Source organism: Mycolicibacterium vulneris (assembly GCF_002104765.1).
Classification (GTDB): Bacteria; Actinomycetota; Actinomycetes; order Mycobacteriales; family Mycobacteriaceae; genus Mycobacterium; species Mycobacterium vulneris.
This window is the reverse complement of sequence record NZ_NCXM01000024.1, coordinates 68,224-84,291: the sequence shown is the minus strand read 5'-3', so window position 1 is coordinate 84,291 and position 16,068 is coordinate 68,224. Positions and strand designations below refer to the sequence as shown.

The 16,068-nt window shown below is 67.6% G+C and carries 17 protein-coding genes; 5 read left to right on the top strand and 12 right to left on the bottom strand.

Annotated elements, in window-relative coordinates:
- Positions 1-174 precede the first annotated feature (174 nt).
- The 6 genes from B8W69_RS21250 to B8W69_RS21225 form a co-directional block, all read right to left on the bottom strand.
- Positions 175-864, bottom strand: coding sequence for an anti-sigma factor (locus tag B8W69_RS21250; protein ID WP_085291737.1), 690 nt, complete (start codon positions 862-864; stop codon positions 175-177).
- Positions 861-1,424 (bottom strand): sigma-70 family RNA polymerase sigma factor, encoded by a 564-nt coding sequence (locus tag B8W69_RS21245; RefSeq protein WP_085291736.1) that lies wholly within the window; start codon positions 1,422-1,424, stop codon positions 861-863. Before B8W69_RS21245 ends, B8W69_RS21250 begins: the two co-directional genes overlap by 4 nt.
- Before the next feature lie 86 nt (positions 1,425-1,510).
- Positions 1,511-1,957, bottom strand: coding sequence for a hypothetical protein (locus tag B8W69_RS21240; protein WP_085291735.1), 447 nt, complete (start codon positions 1,955-1,957; stop codon positions 1,511-1,513).
- A 10-nt stretch (positions 1,958-1,967) separates the two neighbouring features.
- On the bottom strand, positions 1,968-2,531 hold the full coding sequence (locus tag B8W69_RS21235) for an ester cyclase (RefSeq protein WP_085291764.1): 564 nt from the start codon (positions 2,529-2,531) through the stop codon (positions 1,968-1,970).
- A 93-nt stretch (positions 2,532-2,624) separates the two neighbouring features.
- On the bottom strand, positions 2,625-3,932 hold the full coding sequence (locus B8W69_RS21230; protein WP_085291734.1) for a cytochrome P450: 1,308 nt from the start codon (positions 3,930-3,932) through the stop codon (positions 2,625-2,627).
- A gap of 37 nt (positions 3,933-3,969) precedes the next feature.
- Positions 3,970-4,317, bottom strand: coding sequence for an MmpS family transport accessory protein (locus B8W69_RS21225; RefSeq protein ID WP_181447451.1), 348 nt, complete (start codon positions 4,315-4,317; stop codon positions 3,970-3,972).
- A gap of 123 nt (positions 4,318-4,440) precedes the next feature.
- Between B8W69_RS21225 and B8W69_RS21220 the strand changes: the two genes are divergently transcribed.
- Both B8W69_RS21220 and B8W69_RS21215 read left to right on the top strand, forming a co-directional pair.
- Positions 4,441-5,526: an NAD(P)H-dependent amine dehydrogenase family protein gene (locus B8W69_RS21220; protein ID WP_085291732.1), complete on the top strand. Its 1,086-nt coding sequence runs from the start codon at positions 4,441-4,443 to the stop codon at positions 5,524-5,526.
- Between the two features lie 108 nt (positions 5,527-5,634).
- Positions 5,635-7,437 (top strand): Hsp70 family protein, encoded by a 1,803-nt coding sequence (locus B8W69_RS21215; protein WP_085291731.1) that lies wholly within the window; start codon positions 5,635-5,637, stop codon positions 7,435-7,437.
- 28 nt (positions 7,438-7,465) lie between these two features.
- Here the strand turns inward: B8W69_RS21215 and B8W69_RS21210 are convergent, their stop codons facing one another.
- The 4 genes from B8W69_RS21210 to B8W69_RS21195 form a co-directional block, all read right to left on the bottom strand.
- Positions 7,466-7,732 (bottom strand): hypothetical protein, encoded by a 267-nt coding sequence (locus B8W69_RS21210; RefSeq protein ID WP_085291763.1) that lies wholly within the window; start codon positions 7,730-7,732, stop codon positions 7,466-7,468.
- A 239-nt stretch (positions 7,733-7,971) separates the two neighbouring features.
- The gene (locus tag B8W69_RS21205; protein ID WP_085291730.1) at positions 7,972-9,066 is read right to left on the bottom strand and encodes a class I SAM-dependent methyltransferase; all 1,095 of its coding nucleotides are present in this window, start codon (positions 9,064-9,066) and stop codon (positions 7,972-7,974) included.
- A gap of 46 nt (positions 9,067-9,112) precedes the next feature.
- Positions 9,113-9,736 (bottom strand): MBL fold metallo-hydrolase, encoded by a 624-nt coding sequence (locus B8W69_RS21200; RefSeq protein WP_085291729.1) that lies wholly within the window; start codon positions 9,734-9,736, stop codon positions 9,113-9,115.
- The gene (locus B8W69_RS21195; RefSeq protein WP_085291728.1) at positions 9,737-10,822 is read right to left on the bottom strand and encodes an S-(hydroxymethyl)mycothiol dehydrogenase; all 1,086 of its coding nucleotides are present in this window, start codon (positions 10,820-10,822) and stop codon (positions 9,737-9,739) included.
- Between the two features lie 103 nt (positions 10,823-10,925).
- On the opposite strand from B8W69_RS21195, the gene B8W69_RS21190 reads away from it, so the two are divergent.
- The 3 genes from B8W69_RS21190 (at position 10,926) to B8W69_RS21180 (ending at position 13,467) form a co-directional block, all read left to right on the top strand.
- Positions 10,926-11,984, top strand: coding sequence for a class I SAM-dependent methyltransferase (locus B8W69_RS21190; RefSeq protein ID WP_085291727.1), 1,059 nt, complete (start codon positions 10,926-10,928; stop codon positions 11,982-11,984).
- Positions 11,984-12,802 carry a serine hydrolase domain-containing protein gene (locus B8W69_RS21185; protein ID WP_085291726.1) on the top strand — a complete coding sequence of 273 codons (819 nt, stop codon included), beginning with the start codon at positions 11,984-11,986 and terminating at the stop codon, positions 12,800-12,802. Before B8W69_RS21190 ends, B8W69_RS21185 begins: the two co-directional genes overlap by 1 nt.
- Positions 12,803-12,954: 152 nt before the next feature.
- Positions 12,955-13,467, top strand: coding sequence for a DUF3145 domain-containing protein (locus tag B8W69_RS21180; protein WP_064953105.1), 513 nt, complete (start codon positions 12,955-12,957; stop codon positions 13,465-13,467).
- Between the two features lie 84 nt (positions 13,468-13,551).
- On the opposite strand, the gene B8W69_RS21175 is transcribed toward B8W69_RS21180, so the two are convergent.
- Positions 13,552-14,487 (bottom strand): diacylglycerol kinase, encoded by a 936-nt coding sequence (locus B8W69_RS21175; RefSeq protein ID WP_085291725.1) that lies wholly within the window; start codon positions 14,485-14,487, stop codon positions 13,552-13,554.
- On the bottom strand, positions 14,484-16,064 hold the full coding sequence (locus B8W69_RS21170) for an FAD-linked oxidase C-terminal domain-containing protein (RefSeq protein WP_110882015.1): 1,581 nt from the start codon (positions 16,062-16,064) through the stop codon (positions 14,484-14,486). Before B8W69_RS21170 ends, B8W69_RS21175 begins: the two co-directional genes overlap by 4 nt.
- Positions 16,065-16,068: the final 4 nt, after the last annotated feature.

The following is a 16,068-nucleotide window of genomic DNA, read 5'->3' as shown; positions in this document are numbered from 1 at the left end:
TTGTTCGAACAGGCCGAGATGCCGACTAGCGCAATCGCTGCGAGGCCTGCCGCAGCGATCGTTTTGGCCCGAGCGTTGATCATCGCGTTGTACTCCTTCATCATGGACGGCCCGGTTTGGGCGCGTTCTGATCGGACGCGAGTTATTCGGAGCCACCGTCGCCAGGGACGGGTTTCAGGTCAAGGGCAATTGGGCCAGTATCGTTCCGGTCGGCTGCGGCGAGCCGGTACCTGGTTCGACCGTGAACGCCAGGGCCGTCGATGATCCGAGGTTGACGAGAGTCGCGGTCGTCGAGGGGGTGACCGCCGCCATCGTCCCCGCCGAAGTCGCACCCTTGGCGCCCAGCAACCACATCTGGTACACGGTGCCCGGAGATGGCGGCGGGACGTTGTTCATTACCAGCACACCCGCATTGCGGTCGTGCGAGAAGACCACGGTGGCGGTCCCGCCGGCAAGGGGGCGGGACACGGTACGCACGTCGGGGGCCGCTAGGACTTGTTCGGCGACGGTCGATGCGGGGTGCGGCCGCACGAGCACGCCGACGCCGAACGCTGCGGCAGCGACCATGATCGCCGCCGCGGTCGCCGCTAAAGCCGCCGCCCGCCAACCGAATTGGCGCTTGCCGCGGTTGGTGGCCGCCAGCGCGGCGGCCCGCAGCCGGGCCGGGGGCTCGGCTGCGGTGGCCGACGACACCATTGCCAGTGTCTCGCGGACGGCACGAACCTCGTCTTCGAAGGCCGCCGCAACCGGCCGTGGTGCGGCCGCAACCCGCCGCTCGATCTCGGCACGCTCCTCGTTCGACACGGCATCCAGCGCGTATGGCGTTGCCAGCTCCAGCAGTTCGAAGTCGTTGGGTTCAGTCATGGCACTTCCAGGCAGTTACGCAGGCCGCGCAACGCGTCGCGCATGCGTGATTTTATCGTCGACAGGTTCGCGGACAACCGCTGCGACACTTCGCTATACGTGAGTCCCTCGTAGTACGCCAACTGGATACACTGCCGCTGCACATCGGTCAACGCGCCCAGGCAATCGTTCACCCGGCGGCGCTCGTCACCGGCGATCGCCGATTCGGCGACGACGTCGGTGGACGGGTCGGCGTTGGCCGCGAAGTAGCGGGACTCCCGCGCGGTGGACGCCGTTTCGGTGCGCACCCGATCGACGGCCCGCCGGTGCGCCATGGTCAGTATCCAGGCCAGGGCGGACCCTTTGCCGGAGTCGTACTCCGGTGCCCGTCGCCATACCTCGAGGTAAACCTCCTGGGTGGTCTCTTCGCTATACCCCGCATCGCGCAAAACCCGTATGATCAGTCCGTATACCCGACTTTTAGTGAGGTCGTAGACGTCGGCGAAGGCGGCGCGGTCGCCGCACGCCACCTTGCGCAGCAGCGCATCCAGCTCGTTGCTCGGCGGTGGCGGTCGCGTCATCGATCGATAGCCTATCGCCGAACGTCGCCCTGTGGTCCACTCCAATTATTCGTAGCCAGGGACCGATTGGATGGTTTCGTCGTGCCTCAGCGGTGCGCGGAGGCGGTCAACGGCTGCCCGTTGCCGGCCTGCAATAGGCAGATGACGGTGCTCGGGGTGGGGTTGGCGCCGGTGCGGTCTTGGTTGGAGTCGATGAGATAGGTGATCGAGAACCGGGCGCCGTCAACGGATTGGCCGGTGTATGGGACCAATCCGCTTTGGCAAGCGCGATTGGCGACGGTGGCGATGGCGGCGTCGACGGCCATCGGAGCGCGCAGGTAGACCTCGGCCAAATGCGCTGTCGCACAATCGACTACGGTGACGTTGACGCGACTGCCGTCTGCCGGCGGCAGGTCGGCCACGCACTGACCGGCCTGTAGGTCGATCCACTTTTCGGTGTGCGAACCCGGCGGCGCCGGAGACGCGCTGACGGTGGCGCAGGCCGCTGTCAGGGTGCCCGCGATGAGTCCGCATAGCGCATGAAGTCCGCGCATGCGGTGCAGTCTAGGCGCTCGGGAAGGCCGGGGGGATGGTATTGGTCAGCGCCGGGTCCGGTTTTTCCGACGACATCGACAAGAACCCGCGAAGGCACCGCGCGGCCAGCCACCAGTTCGCCGGCTTCTTCATGTCCAGCCCGCCCAGGAGCTGCTTGATCATGGTCAGTGTGTCGAAGTAAATGCGTTCGCAGACAAGGGTTTCCGTGTTGTCGAAGACGAAGTAGGCGGTCATGCGGACGCGGAACCGGCTGCCGGTGGGCGGGACCTTGCCCAGGTAACCGCGGTGGGTGCCCATCAACCAGAATTCGACGATCACCGCATCGGCGCTGTGACGCAGCGCGATGATTTCGTGATCCTGGTCGGGAAATGCGGTCCGCGTGTAGGCGTAGTAGTCGCGCACTGCGACATCGCCGTCGTGCACGAGCATTTGGGGGATCAGTTCGTAGCGCGGGTGCGGGAACGTCGACAGGACGTCGTCCCAGGCCTGGCGGACCTCGTCGTGGAAGTGGTCGAGCACGAGTTTCTGGCGGGCGGCCAGCACCTCGGCGGCGGGGAACGCGGGAATGGTCACGGGGTCAGCGTAATCCCGGAATTGATAGCGCATGTGCTATCGGTTTCGAGACAGCGGTATACCCTCCGGTAGAGCCGATTTCGGCTACCGGCGCTACCGCGGCGGGGTCCAGGCCACCGGCAGGGTTTTGATGCCGTGGATGAACTGCGACAGCAGCCGCGCGGGCTCGTCCGTCGCCACGATATCGGGGATCTCGCGGCGCAATTCGTCGAAGACGACCCTGATCTCGCGACGAGCGAGGTTGGCGCCCAGGCAGAAATGGGCACCGCCGCCGCCAAAGCCGAAGTGCGGGTTGGGGGTGCGCGCCACGTCGAAAGCCCACGGATTCTCAAACGTCGACTCGTCGCGATTGGCCGAGTTGTACCACAGCGTGGCCTTGTCGCCGGCCTTCATCTTGGTGCCGCTGAGCTTGAAGTCCCGGGTCAGAGTGCGCCGCATGTAGATCACCGGGGACGCCCACCGCACGATCTCCTCGACGGCGGTAGGGGTCAGGCGGTCGAAGTTGGACCACCACTTCTCCCGCTCGGCGGGGTAGCGCGACAGCGCAAGCACATCATGGCTGATGGCATTGCGCGTCGTCTCGTTGCCGGCCACCACTAGCAGGATGAAGAACGACGCGATCTCCGTCGACGACAGCCGTTCCCCGTCGACCTCGGCTTCCACCAGGCTGGTGGTCAGATCGTCGTGGTGATTGGACCGCCGGTCCTCGGCCAGCGCGCTGGCGTAGGCGCCGATGTCCATCGAGACCTGAAGGAACTCATCGAAATCCGTCGCCAGATCCGGATCGCCGAACCCGAGAATGACGTTGGTCCAATGGAATATGCGCTGATGGTCCTCTTCGGGGATGCCCATCATGTCGCAGATGACCTGCAACGGCAGCGGACCGGCGAGCTCGTTGACCAGCTCGGCCTCCCCGTCGGGATGATTGGCGATCAGCGACGCGACCAGTCGGCGGGCCCGCTCGCGGACCGAGGCCTCGATACGCGCCACGACCTTCGGGGTGAACGCGCGGCTGACGATCGAGCGCAGCCGCTGGTGCCGCGGGTCGTCGAGCACGATCATCGAGCCGAAGTATTCGCTGATCTCCGGGGTGTTGTCGTTGATCGTGATGTTGGGGCTGGAGCTGAAGATGTCCGGGTGACGGCTCGCGAAATGCACGTCGTCGTGTTTGGTCAGCGCCCAATGCCCGTCGCCCGGTTCGAAACCCTCGTACTCGATCGCGGGCCAGAACGAGATCGGCGCCTCGCGGCGCAGGGTGGCGAACGCGCCGTCGCGGAAGTCGTCGTCCAACGCCCAGAAGTCCAGCGAATCGAGATGGATGTCGGCGAGCGCAATGTCAAGCGGTGGCGCCCCGTTCGTCCGCGGCGCCAGGCCTTTCTTGGGGCCCGTCTTGAGGCTCACCGAGACCTCCTTCGTCGTGAAAAAAGGGGAGTGCTGGTCAGTGCGTGCAGACGGTTCTGGCCGGCGCACCCGTGGTAGCCGTCGCGGCACTCACCACGTTCCCGTCGAGCAGGATCTTGCAGGAGATGGGGCCCGGCCCCTGCGCGCTGATGGTGAACACCTCGCCGCCGTAGCCGGTGAACTCCGTCGACCAGGGCAGCGGCGCATTCGCTTGATGCAGCTGCCCGTTGTCGGTTTGGTAGTAGATGAACTCGGCGACAGCGGGCCCGTTGATCTCGTAGCGGACCTTCGGCATCTGTGGAAGGGCGTGCGCTACGCCGCACGCGTTCGCGAACCCGAAACCGACGGCCAACAGGACCGAAGGTCCGGCGAGGTGCTTCGTCATGAATTGCATCGTGTCACCACGAGCGACGGCACGGAAGCGCTTTCGCCCATGCCGGGCTAGATGCGGCCCGCCCGCGCGCTTAATGTGAAGCGGGGGCTGGTGACCGAAAGGTGGCGTCGAGGCATGGCGGGACACGGCTCGAAGCGTGTGGTGGTGTACGGAACCGGCTTCGTCGGCAAGATGGTGATCGCCGAGATCGTGAAGCATCCGTTGTTCGAGTTGGTCGGCGTCGGCGTGAGCAATCCCGCCAAGGTCGGCCGCGACGTCGGCGAGATCTGCGGGCTGCCCGAGCCGGTCGGCATCACCGCCACCGACGACGTCGACGCCCTGATCGCATTGAAACCCGATGCGCTGGTGCACTACGGCCCGACGGCGATGCACGCCAAGGAGAACATCTCGTTGATCACCCGCTTCCTGCGGGCCGGCATCGACGTGTGTTCGACCGCGATGACCCCGTGGGTCTGGCCGACCATGAGCCTCAACCCGCCGAACTGGATCCAGCCGATCACCGAGGCCTGCGAGCTGGGGGAGTCGTCCTGCTTCACCACCGGCATCGACCCCGGATTCGCCAACGACCTGTTCCCGATGACGCTGATGGGGCTGTGCTCCGAGGTGCGCCGGGTCCGGGCATCCGAACTGCTGGACTACACCAACTACGAGGGCGACTACGAATTCGAGATGGGCATCGGTCGCGAGCCGGAGTTCAAGCCGATGCTGGAAGACCGCGACATGCTGATCTTCGCGTGGGGCGCCACCGTCCCAATGATCGCGCACGCCGCCGGCATCATGCTCGACGAAATCACCACCACCTGGGACAAGTGGGTGACACCCACGGAGCGCAACTCCGCCAGGGGCGTCATCAAACCAGGGCACGTGGCCGCCGTCCGGTTCACCATCAACGGCGTGTACCAGGGCGAGACCTGCATCCAGCTCGAACACGTCAACCGGATTGGGCTGGACGCCGCCCCGGACTGGCCGACCGGCCACGACAACGACGTCTACCGCGTGGACATCGAGGGGACCCCGAGCATCTTCCAGGAGACCGCATTCCGGTTCACCGACGGTTCGGGCCGGGACGCGGCCGCGGCCGGATGCCTGGCGACCGGCCTGCGCGCGCTCAATGCGGTTCCGGCGGTCAACGACCTGCGGCCGGGCTGGGTCACCCCGCTCGACCTCCCGCTGATCGCCGGCGAAGGCAGCATCCGGTGACCGGCGCACAGCGGGCGCATAGCTGCCGCTGACACGGAATACAGCATTTGGCGGCACAATATCGGCTAGCCGGATGCGAGTCGGTACTGCGGATACGGGGATCGGGATATGGCCAATGGAGTCGGGACCGCGCTGGGCTTATCGATAGGTGCCACCAACCTGGCTGCCGTCACCGCCGACAACGCCATCACCCGCAAGCCCGTTCTGACGCTCTATCCGGATCGGCCCGCCGAGATCGGCATCCCCGCGGAGAACCCACGATTGCAGGGGCCGGGCGTGGTGATCACCGGCTTCGTCAACCGGGTCGGCGACCCGCGTGGAGTCGTGGCGGTCGACGGCTCGGTGCACCGCAGCGAGGTGTTGGTCGCCGACGGGTTGCGGGCGCTCGCGTATGCCGCCACCGGCGGACGCGCCCTGCCCGACGACGTCGCGGTCACCTATCCGGCCCACTGGGAGTCACACGCTGTGGAGGCCCTCGGCGCGGCCCTGAGCGAGATCGCCGAGTGGTCGCGACGCACGCGCCCGATCCTGCTGATCCCCGACGCCGCGGCGACACTGCTCGCCGTGCGGACCAGCCCGGGCATCCCGCCCCGCGGAACCGTCGCGGTCTGCGACTTCGGTGGCAGCGGTACCAACATCACCTTGATGCACGCCGACGGTGACTACCGGGCGTTGGCCCCGACCTTTCGGCACCGCGATTTCTCCGGCGACCTGATCGATCAGGCGGTGCTGGGCGCCGTCATCGCCAACATGCCGACCACCGGTGCGTTCCCGTCCGGCAACGCGGCGATCGGCTCGCTGAGCCGGCTGCGCAGCGCATGCCGGATCGCCAAGGAAGAGCTCTCGTCGGGTACGGTCGCCACGCTGACCGACGGGCTGACCGGGACGCGCGGCGAAGTCCGGCTCACCCGGCACGAACTTGACGACGCGATCCGCCCCTCGCTGAACAGCGCGATCTCGGCATTGGACGAAGCCTTGGCGCGCAACGGAATCCGTGATCTCGTCGCGGTGGTCTCGACGGGTGGCGGGGCGAACCTGCCGACCGTCACCACCGCGCTGTCGCGGCACTTTCGCGTTCCCGTCACCACGACGCCGCGCCCGCAACTCACCGCCGCGGTAGGCGCCGCGTTGCGGGCCGCGCACGGCCCCGGCGATGCCGGCTCGACGCTCTCGGCGCCCGCCGCGCAGGCCACGCCCGCGACGCTCTCGGCGCCGGCCGCGCCCGTCGCGGCTCGGGCGTCGGTGCGGCCGGATCCGCGCCCGGAAGCGACCGCGACCACGCAGGCGCCGCCGGCGGAGCCGACTCAGGCCGAGCTGGCCCGGGCCTGGTCGGCCACCGGACACAACTCGCGGGTCACCGGCGCCGGGTATTCCGGGCCGAACCCCGACGCGGCGACCGGGGCGGCCATGGCCGCGACCGGGTCGACCGGGGTCGCACCTGAGACCGTCAAGCGCAATCGGCTGGTGTCTCGCTGGCATCTGCTGCCCGCGGCGGCAATCGTCATCACGGTCGCGGCGGTGCTGCTGGTGGGAACCGCCGTGGCGATAGGGCTGACCGCGCAGAACAGGTCAGCGACTACGCCAACGCCGACATTGAGTACCGCACCCCCGGCGCCGCATAGCGCGACGGCTGAGCCTGCCCCGCCGCCACCGGACGTTCCGGTGCCGTCAACCTCCGATACCACCCCGCCCGCCGAGACCGAGACGCCGATGACCACCACGCCCCGGGCGACTCCTCAGGCGGCCCCGCCCGTGCCCGCACGTCCGGCGGCTCCGCGCAAAGTGGCGGCCCCGCCGATCCCACCGGGCATCGACGAACCCATTCCCGGGCTCGATCGCGTCAACCAGATCATTCAGGAGATCGAGGGCAACCTGGGCATCACCGCGCTGGGGCCGATACCCCCTCACTGATCGCCGGATCTGGGAACCCGGCTACAGCTCACTTCTTTTCGCCCTTGTTCTCCTCTTGGGCGGCTTCTCTCAGCTTCTCGTTGAGGGCCTTGTCCTTTTCGATCTGTTCCTTCAGGTCCTTCTCGTCGCGCTGGCCGTCGCCCTTGTCCTGGGTGTCACCGGCATCCGATCCCTCGGGCGTTTCGTGCTTCGGATTGCCGTCTTCGTCCAGCCACTCGTTGACCGCGGTGCCGGACACACTGCCGCCGGTGCCGGGTAGGACGATCGTGGGCTTGTCTTTATAGGCCTCCATCATCTCGGCGGCCTTCTTTTTGTCGTCCTCGTCCGGCTCTGGCTTTTCGGTTAGCCGTTGCTCATCGTCTTGGTCAGTTTGATCGGCTCGGTCGGCTCGATCAGTCTCTTGATCAGTCTGATCAGCTTTTTCGTCCCGATCAGTCCCTTTGTCGTCCTGCACGCTCATGCATCTACCCCCTTGCAGTCGCAGGTTGACGATTGCAGTGGGTTACCCGCTGTGCCGACGTGCTGAAACTCTCATCAGCGCAATGCGTCGCGCTTGACCAGCACGACCACGGCCTGTGGGATCCGCATCGGCTCGGGCGCACTGGACAGCCGCGAGGCCACCGCGCCCGCCAGCTGCTCGACGAATTGCGTCGCCCGCTCGTCGTGGACCCCACCGTCGAGCGCGGCCAGCAGTGAGGGGAACAGCGCGAATCGGGCGAAGGCCGCCCACTGCGCCCCGAAAGCCTCTGCATCGTGGTCTAGTTGATAGCGAGCCCAGAACCGGTCCTCGGCGTTGAACATCTCGAGGTGCTCGATCATCAGGCCTTCGAACCGCCCCTTCGGCGCGAACGGGGCGCGAAAATCCTTTTCGGCACGGGCGAAGGTGGGAATCGTCATGCGCCGCAACTCATCTGGATGTAGCAGGCCCTCGCGCGCCTGATCGTCCAGCGCCTCGACGATGGCGTCGAGCAGCGGGGCGAAGCCTGCGGTGTCGTCCTCGTCGGCGGCCACCGTCAGCGCCACCAGCCGGCCCTCCGGGGCCAACTCCCGGCCGCGGAAGGCGACGAAGTTATGCCAGTCCAGCGCCGCCTGGTCGGCGTAGGCGGAGTGCACGGCGTCGTCTCTGCTGCGCGAGACGTGCACGTGATCGTGCACCGCGCAGGGAGTTCGGCTCAGCCACTGCGTCGCCCACGATGTCCAGCCCAGGTTTACCGTCTTGGACGGCACGATCTGGTCATAAAACGAACGGCCGACCGCCGAGGTGAACGTCGCCGTGTCGGAGTGCAGGTAGCTTTCCGGATCGTCGTGCACCGTCTCGAACAGCGCAGCGAAGTCGTTGCCCGGTACATCGGTGTGCGCCACCAGGATTGCGTGATCGTGGCGGGTGCGGCGACGCAGCACCGCGATGGCCGCCGACAGCGGCCTGAGCGAATTGTGGCCGTTGGCCGCGCCGTAGTCGGCGATGACGATCGGCTGCGGAGCCCTGGGCAGCGTCACCTGTTCGGCGGCCCGCTTGAACGCCGCGATCGCCTGCGCCAACCCGGCGGCCCGCAGCCGCGACGCCTCGGTGTAGTCAGGCTCGGGCCGCACCACAATGCTCGATTCGGGCATCCGGGGTTCAGGCGGCATGGGTCAACGATAGAGGCCGGACGGTTGGCAGTTCGGCGTGGAGGAATCAGTGGCCGCGGGCCACCCATTCCTCGTAGTGCACGATTTCGTCGCCGATGGTGGTGCTGTCGCCGTGCCCGGTATGCACGACGGTGTCGCCGGGCAACGTGCCGAGCCGGCCGGAAATCGACTGCAGGATGGTCGGGAAGTCGGAGTACGAACGACCCGTTGCGCCCGGCCCGCCGGCGAACAAGGTGTCGCCGCTGAACACCACACCGAGGTCGTGTACGTACCAGCACACCGATCCAGGGGAGTGGCCCGGCGTGTGGATTGCGGTGAGCTCGGTGCCGTCGATCTTCAACGTGTCTCCGTCGGAGACTGCGCGAAAGCCGCTGTTCGGGTGCGTCATTCGCCACAGCACTTCGTCGGCGGGGTGCAGCAGCACCGGCGCGTCGAGTGTCTTGCCGAGTTCGGGCGCCACCGTGACGTGGTCGTTGTGGCCGTGTGTGCACACCACCGCCACCACGTGGCGACCGCCCACCGCCTCGATGATGGGTGCAGCGTCGTGGGCCGCATCGAACACCACGACGTTCGAATTGTCGCCGAACAGCCAAATGTTGTTGTCGACTTCCCAGCTGCCACCGTCAAGTTCGAAGGTGCCGTGGGTGACGACCCGATCGATGTGCACCATTTACAGCACCACTACCGAACGCAAGACCTTGCCGCTATGCATCTTCTCGAACGCCTCCTCGATGCCGTCTAGCCCGATTCGCTCGGACACAAACTTCTCCAACGGCAGCCGGCCCTGCAGATACAGGTCGATCAATGTGGGGAAGTCGCGTTCGGGCAGGCAATCGCCGTACCAGGACGACTTCAACGAACCGCCGTGGCTGAAGAAGTCCACCAGCGGCATGTCCAGGCGCATGTCGGGGGTCGGAACACCCACCAGCACAACGGTTCCCGCGAGGTCGCGGGCGTAGAAGGCCTGCTTCCACGTTTCGGGCCGGCCCACCGCGTCGATCACCACGTTGGCGCCGAACCCGTCGGTGAGGTCCTGAATGGTCTCGACCACGTCGAGTTCGCGGGCGTTGACGGTGTGCGTGGCGCCGAACTTGCGGGCCCAGTCCAGTTTGGTGTTGTCGGTGTCGACGGCGATGATCCGCCGGGCGCCCACCAGCGCCGCGCCGGCGATCGCGGCGTCGCCCACGCCGCCGCAACCGATGACCGCGACGGTGTCGTCCCGGGTGACCGCGCCGGTGTTGATCGCCGCGCCCAGCCCGGCCATCACCCCGCAGCCCAGCAGGCCCGCTACCGCGGGGTCGGCCTGGGGATCGACCTTGGTGCACTGGCCGGCGGCCACCAGCGTCTTGTCGGCGAACGCGCCGATGCCCAGCGCGGGCGTGAGCTCGGTGCCGTCGGTCAGCGTCATCTTCTGTGTGGCATTGAAGGTGTCGAAGCACAGTTGCGGGCGGCCGCGCTTGCAGGCCCGGCACTGCCCGCAGACCGCGCGCCAGTTCAGGACGACGAAGTCGCCCGGCGCGACGGCGGTGACGTCCGGGCCGACGGCCTCGACCCGGCCGGCGGCCTCGTGGCCGAGCAGGAAGGGATACTCGTCGTTGATGCCGCCCTCGCGGTAGGTCAGGTCGGTGTGGCACACCCCGCAAGCGATGACGTCGACCAGAGCCTCCCCGGGCCCGGGATCCGGGACGACGATGTCCACCAGCTCAACGGGTTCGCCCTTCTTGCGTGAAATCACGCCGCGCACTGTCTGACTCATGGGCTCCAACCTACTGACCGCCGCCATACATCTCGCGGCGGGTTGTCCACCCATCCGCTGTTGGCAACCGGCCGGCCAGCAACCGGGTGTAGCGTCCCTGGGCGTGACGGCTTTGGAAACCACCGAAGAATTCACCGAACGAATCACCGCGGCCATCGACGGCGCCAGCCTGACGCTGTTGCTCAGCATCGGGCATCAGACCGGGCTGCTGGACACGATGGCCGGGCAGGCACCGGCCACCAGCGAGCAGATCGCCGAGGCGGCCGGGCTCAACGAGCGCTACGTCCGGGAGTGGCTGGCCGGCATGACCACCGGACGCGTCGTCGACTACGACCCCGACACCGCGACCTACTCGCTGCCCGCGCAGCGCGCGAAAGTGCTGACGCGCGAGGCCGGACCGGACAACCTGGCCCTGGTGACCCTGCTCGTCCCGGTGCTCGCCGAGGTCGAACAAAAGATCATCGGGTGCTTCCGCGCCGGAGGCGGGTTGCCGTACAGCGAGTTTCCCCGCTTCCACGCATTGATGGCCGAGCAGAGCGGCGTCGTGTACGACACCGCGCTGATCGACGTGGTGCTGCCGTTGGTGGACGGCCTCGTGGAGCGGCTGTGGTCCGGCGCCGACGTGGCGGATTTCGGCTGCGGCAGCGGACACGCCATCAACGTGATGGCACAAGCGTTCCCGGCCAGCCGCTTCACCGGCATCGACTTTTCCGAGCAGGCCATCGCCACCGGAATCGCGGAGGCAGCCGAGCGGGGCCTGTCCAACGCGGGCTTCGAAAGCCACAATCTCGCTGAGTTGGACAAGGCGGACGCCTACGACGTCATCACCGTCTTCGACGCCATCCACGATCAGGCGCAGCCGGCGCGGGTCCTGGAGAACATTTACCGGGCGCTGCGGCCCGGCGGTGTGCTGCTGATGGCCGACATCAAGGCGTCGAGCCGCCTTGAGGAGAACGTCGGCGTCCCGATGAGCACGTACCTGTACACGACGTCGCTGATGCACTGCATGACGGTGTCGCTGGCGCTGGACGGCGCCGGACTGGGCACCGCCTGGGGGACACAACTGGCCGTGTCGATGCTGGGCGATGCCGGGTTCGGCGACGTGAGCGTGGCCGAGATCGAGTCGGACCCGATCAACAACTACTACATCGCCCGGAAGTGATGGCGGCCCTCGACGCCCTGAACGACTGGCCGGTCGGGGCCGCCGCCGCAGCGGTAATCGGTCCGGGCGGCGTCCTGGCCAGCCACGGCGACACCGAGCGGGTCTTCGAGCTGGCCTCGGTGACCAAGCCGCTGGCGGCCCGGGCCGTGCAGGTCGCCATCGAGGAAGGCGCGGTCGAGCTCGACACGCCGGCCGGCCCGCCCGGCGCGACCGTCCGCCACCTGCTTGCCCACACCTCGGGTCTGTCGATGCACAACGACCGGGTGCTGGCCGCGCCCGGCGCCCGGCGGATCTACTCCAATCAGGGCTTCACCGTGCTGGGCCAGACCGTGGAGCAGGAGACCGGCATCGAGTTTGCCCGCTACCTGACCGAGGCGGTGTGCGAGCCGCTGGGCATGTCGGCGACCGAGCTGCACGGCGGCGCGGTGGCCGCCGGATTCGGGGCGAGGTCGACGGTGACCGACCTGGCGGCGTTCGCCGGGGACCTGCTGCGCCCGGCGACGGTCTCGCCGGGCCTGCACGCCGAGGCGACGACGGTGCAGTTTCCCGGTCTGGACGGCGTTCTGCCGGGTTATGGGGTGCAGCGGCCCAACGATTGGGGGCTGGGTTTCGAGCTGCGGGACACGAAATCGCCGCACTGGACGGGCGCGCAGAATTCCGCGCGAACGTACGGGCATTTCGGCCAGGCAGGCGGGTTTATCTGGGCAGATCCCGAAAAAGACCTGGCGCTGGTGGTCCTCACGGACCGGGATTTCGGGGAGTGGGCGCTGCGGCCGTGGCCGGCGATTTCGGACGCCGTGATAGCCGATTACAGCTAGTGGGAAATGCACACTAGCGCAACAGGGGTATCACAAGGCACAATAGACACGCACGACACACAAAAAATCGAAGATTTCAAGCAAGCTGCCCTGTTTGTCGGGTCCGCAGGTCGTTGGGGAAGACGTCCCTCGTGGAACCGAAGGAGCAGGAAATGCGAGCGTCGAATCAATTTGCCGACGTGACGACCGGCGTGGTGTACGTGCACGCGTCGCCCGCGGCGGTTTGCCCGCATGTCGAGTGGGCGTTGTCGTCGTCCCTGGGTGCCAAAGCGAATCTGAACTGGACGCCCCAGCCGGCGATGCCCGGGCAGCTGCGCGCGGTCACCAACTGGGTCGGGCCGGTGGGCACCGGCGCCAAACTGGCCAACGCGCTGCGGTCCTGGTCCGTGCTGCGGTTCGAGGTCACTGAGGACCCCAGCCCCGGCGTCGACGGCCACCGGTTCAGCCACACCCCGCAGCTCGGCCTGTGGAGCGGGGCGATGAGCGCCAACGGCGACATCATGGTCGGGGAGATGCGGCTGCGGGCGATGATGGCCCAGGGCGCCGACACCCTGGCCGCGGAATTGGACTCGGTGCTGGGCACGGCCTGGGACGAGGCGCTCGAGGCCTACCGCGACGGCGGCGACGTCGGCGAGGTGACCTGGCTCAGCCGGGGCGTCGGTTAGTCGATCGGCGGCTCACTCGGGCCGCCTGTTTGGAAGCAATGAGCGACTCTCAAACACGCGTTGATGGTCCCTGGAGAGCGCGGACTATCGGTCGGCCGGGCGCAAAATCTGCAGAGCGCCCGGAACCACCGAGATCTCGGCCGGTAGCGCGCAGGCGAAGTCGCCGTCGGCGTAGACGTTGATGCCGGGGCACTCGACGTGGATGGATTTGGCCCGCGCCGTGCTCACCTCGTCGAGGTTGATGTGGGTCCCCTTCATGACGGTGGGGAACAGGCGGACCAGCTTGGTGCGCGACGCCTCGTGCACCATGGTGATGTCGAGCAGACCGTCGGTGTGGTCGGCGCCGGGGCAGATCTGCATCCCGCCGCCGTAGCTGCGGGTGTTGCCGAAGGCGGCGAGCGTGATATCCGCGTCGATCTCTTTGCTGCCGTCGAGCACCATGCGAAATGGCAAAAGCCGCAGCTGTGACAGCTCGGCGAGCATCGCGACGTAATAGCGCAGCCGGCCGTGCGGCCAGCTCATCCGGTTGGCGCGATCGGTGACCAGCGAATCGAAGCCGGTGGCCGCCACCGTGCCGAACCATTTCTCCCAGCTTTTGGCGCCGCTGCTTCCCTGAATCAGGCCCAGGTCAATGGATTCCGTGCAGCCGTCGACGACGATGTCCGCGGCGGCCTCGGCGTCCTTGGTGGGGATGCCGAATTCGCGGGCGTGGTCGTTGCCGGTGCCTGCCGGAATCACGCCCAGCGGAACGTCGGTGCCCGCCAACACTTGCAGGGCGTTGGAGACGACGCCGTCGCCTCCGGTCACCATGACCGCGTCGGTGCCCTTCTCCAGGGCCGCGCCGACCAGGTGGCGCGCGTCTTGCGCGTCGTCGCCGATGATTTCGACGACCTCCACGCCGCGGCGGTGCAACCGGGCGATCGCCAGCTGGGCGGCGTGAACCGCGGCGCCGTGACCCGACACCGGATTGGTCAGCGCGATCACCTTGCCGATCTCTCGGCGGCGCAGCTCGGCCGTCACGGAATCAGCTTGCCGGGATTGAGAATTCCGGCCGGATCCAGTGTCGCCTTGACCGCGCGTAACACCTGCACTCCCAGCTCGCCTATCTCGTCGCACATCCACGGCCGGTGGTCGGCACCGACCGCATGGTGGTGGGTGATGGTCCCGCCGGTGGCCATGATGGCATCCGACGCGGCCTTTTTGGCGGCTTTCCACTGCTCGATCGGGTTGCCCCGTTGCCCGGCGACGACGGTGAAGTACAACGAGGCGCCGGTGGGGTAGACGTGGGAGATGTGACACATCACCAGGGCCGGCGTGCCGGTCGCCGCGAGTGCTTCAGTAAGTGCTTGGGTGACAGCGGTTTTCAGCGCGGTGAGATTGGACCAGTCGGTCGCGGTCTCCAGCGTTTCGCACAGCGCGCCCGCCGCGAGCAGCGAATCGCGGAGGTACGGTGCGCCGAATCGGCCGCGCTCCCAGGCCTGCGCCGGACCGTCGCCCAGCGAGGTTCCGCCCTGGGCCGCCAGCAGCGCGCTGGTTTCGGCGTGCCGGCTTTCGACGTGTTCGGTGGTCCCCTCGAACATGGTGATGGCCAGGCACCCGCCGGTGATCTGAGATTCGCCGATCGCCTCGGTGGTGGCCAGGTTGACTCCGGTCTCGGCCTCGTCGGAGAGGCGAATGACGGTGGGGCCGGTGGCATTCTGGGTGACGGCGCGCAGGGCCGCGGCCCCGGTCGCGAAGTCGGGGAACGACCACGCCTCGTGGCGGACGGCTTCCGGCGCGCGGTGTACGCGCAGCCGCACCTGGGTGATGACGCCCAGGGTGCCCTCCGAGCCGATCAACAGCTGGCGTAGGTCGGGGCCCGCCGCTGATTCCGGTGCGCGACCCAGATCCAGGGTGCCCACCGGAGTGACCACGCGCAGACCGCGCACCATGTCGTTGAACCGGCCGTAGCCCGCCGAGTCCTGACCGGAGGAGCGGGTCGCGGCGAAGCCGCCGATGGTGGCGTACTCAAAACTCTGTGGGAAATGGCCGAGCGAAAAGCCTTGTGCACCAAGGAGGCGTTCAGCTTCCGGTCCGGTGACCCCGGCCCCGAAAACGGCTTGCCCGGACACGTCGTCCAGCGAGATCAGTTGGTCGAAGCGGCGCAGATCAAGCGAGACGACGGCGGAGAACTCCCCGCGGTCGGGGTCGAGCCCACCGACAACGCTGGTGCCCCCGCCGAAGGGTACGACGGCGATGCGATGCTGCGAGCAGTAGCGCAGGATCGCGGCAACGGCGTCGTCATCGTCGGGAAGCAACACGGCGTCGGGCGCATCCTGGACCCCTTGGTCGTGGCGACGCAGCAGGTCGATGGTGGATTTACCGCCCGCGTGCAGCAACCGATCGGGGTCGGCCGTGCGGCAGTATTCGGCGCCGACGAGTTCGGCCAGTGCGTCCCGATCGGACTGCGACAACGCCGACGGGCGCAATTGCACCTGGTCGGATCGCAGTTCGGCCGTGCGGGACCCCTCGACCCCCACGGCCTGCTGCAGCAACGACCGGATCCCTTCCGAGAGCGGCTTGGCCGCGGCGGGGTCTCCCCACGCGTTCCATTTCATCGGC

Bases quoted from the DNA above. Each gene is read 5' to 3' on its own strand.
- B8W69_RS21250 (WP_085291737.1), bottom strand. From the start codon at position 864: ATGACTGAACCCAACGACTTCGAACTGCTGGAGCTGGCAACGCCATAC.
- B8W69_RS21220 (WP_085291732.1), top strand. From the start codon at position 4,441: ATGGCGGGACACGGCTCGAAGCGTGTGGTGGTGTACGGAACCGGCTTC.
- B8W69_RS21225 (WP_181447451.1), bottom strand. From the start codon at position 4,317: ATGACGAAGCACCTCGCCGGACCTTCGGTCCTGTTGGCCGTCGGTTTC.
- B8W69_RS21185 (WP_085291726.1), top strand. From the start codon at position 11,984: ATGGCGGCCCTCGACGCCCTGAACGACTGGCCGGTCGGGGCCGCCGCC.
- B8W69_RS21245 (WP_085291736.1), bottom strand. From the start codon at position 1,424: ATGACGCGACCGCCACCGCCGAGCAACGAGCTGGATGCGCTGCTGCGC.
- B8W69_RS21180 (WP_064953105.1), top strand. From the start codon at position 12,955: ATGCGAGCGTCGAATCAATTTGCCGACGTGACGACCGGCGTGGTGTAC.
- B8W69_RS21210 (WP_085291763.1), bottom strand. From the start codon at position 7,732: ATGATGGAGGCCTATAAAGACAAGCCCACGATCGTCCTACCCGGCACC.
- B8W69_RS21170 (WP_110882015.1), bottom strand. From the start codon at position 16,064: ATGAAATGGAACGCGTGGGGAGACCCCGCCGCGGCCAAGCCGCTCTCG.
- B8W69_RS21205 (WP_085291730.1), bottom strand. From the start codon at position 9,066: ATGCCGCCTGAACCCCGGATGCCCGAATCGAGCATTGTGGTGCGGCCC.
- B8W69_RS21200 (WP_085291729.1), bottom strand. From the start codon at position 9,736: ATGGTGCACATCGATCGGGTCGTCACCCACGGCACCTTCGAACTTGAC.
- B8W69_RS21240 (WP_085291735.1), bottom strand. From the start codon at position 1,957: ATGCGCGGACTTCATGCGCTATGCGGACTCATCGCGGGCACCCTGACA.
- B8W69_RS21215 (WP_085291731.1), top strand. From the start codon at position 5,635: ATGGCCAATGGAGTCGGGACCGCGCTGGGCTTATCGATAGGTGCCACC.
- B8W69_RS21195 (WP_085291728.1), bottom strand. From the start codon at position 10,822: ATGAGTCAGACAGTGCGCGGCGTGATTTCACGCAAGAAGGGCGAACCC.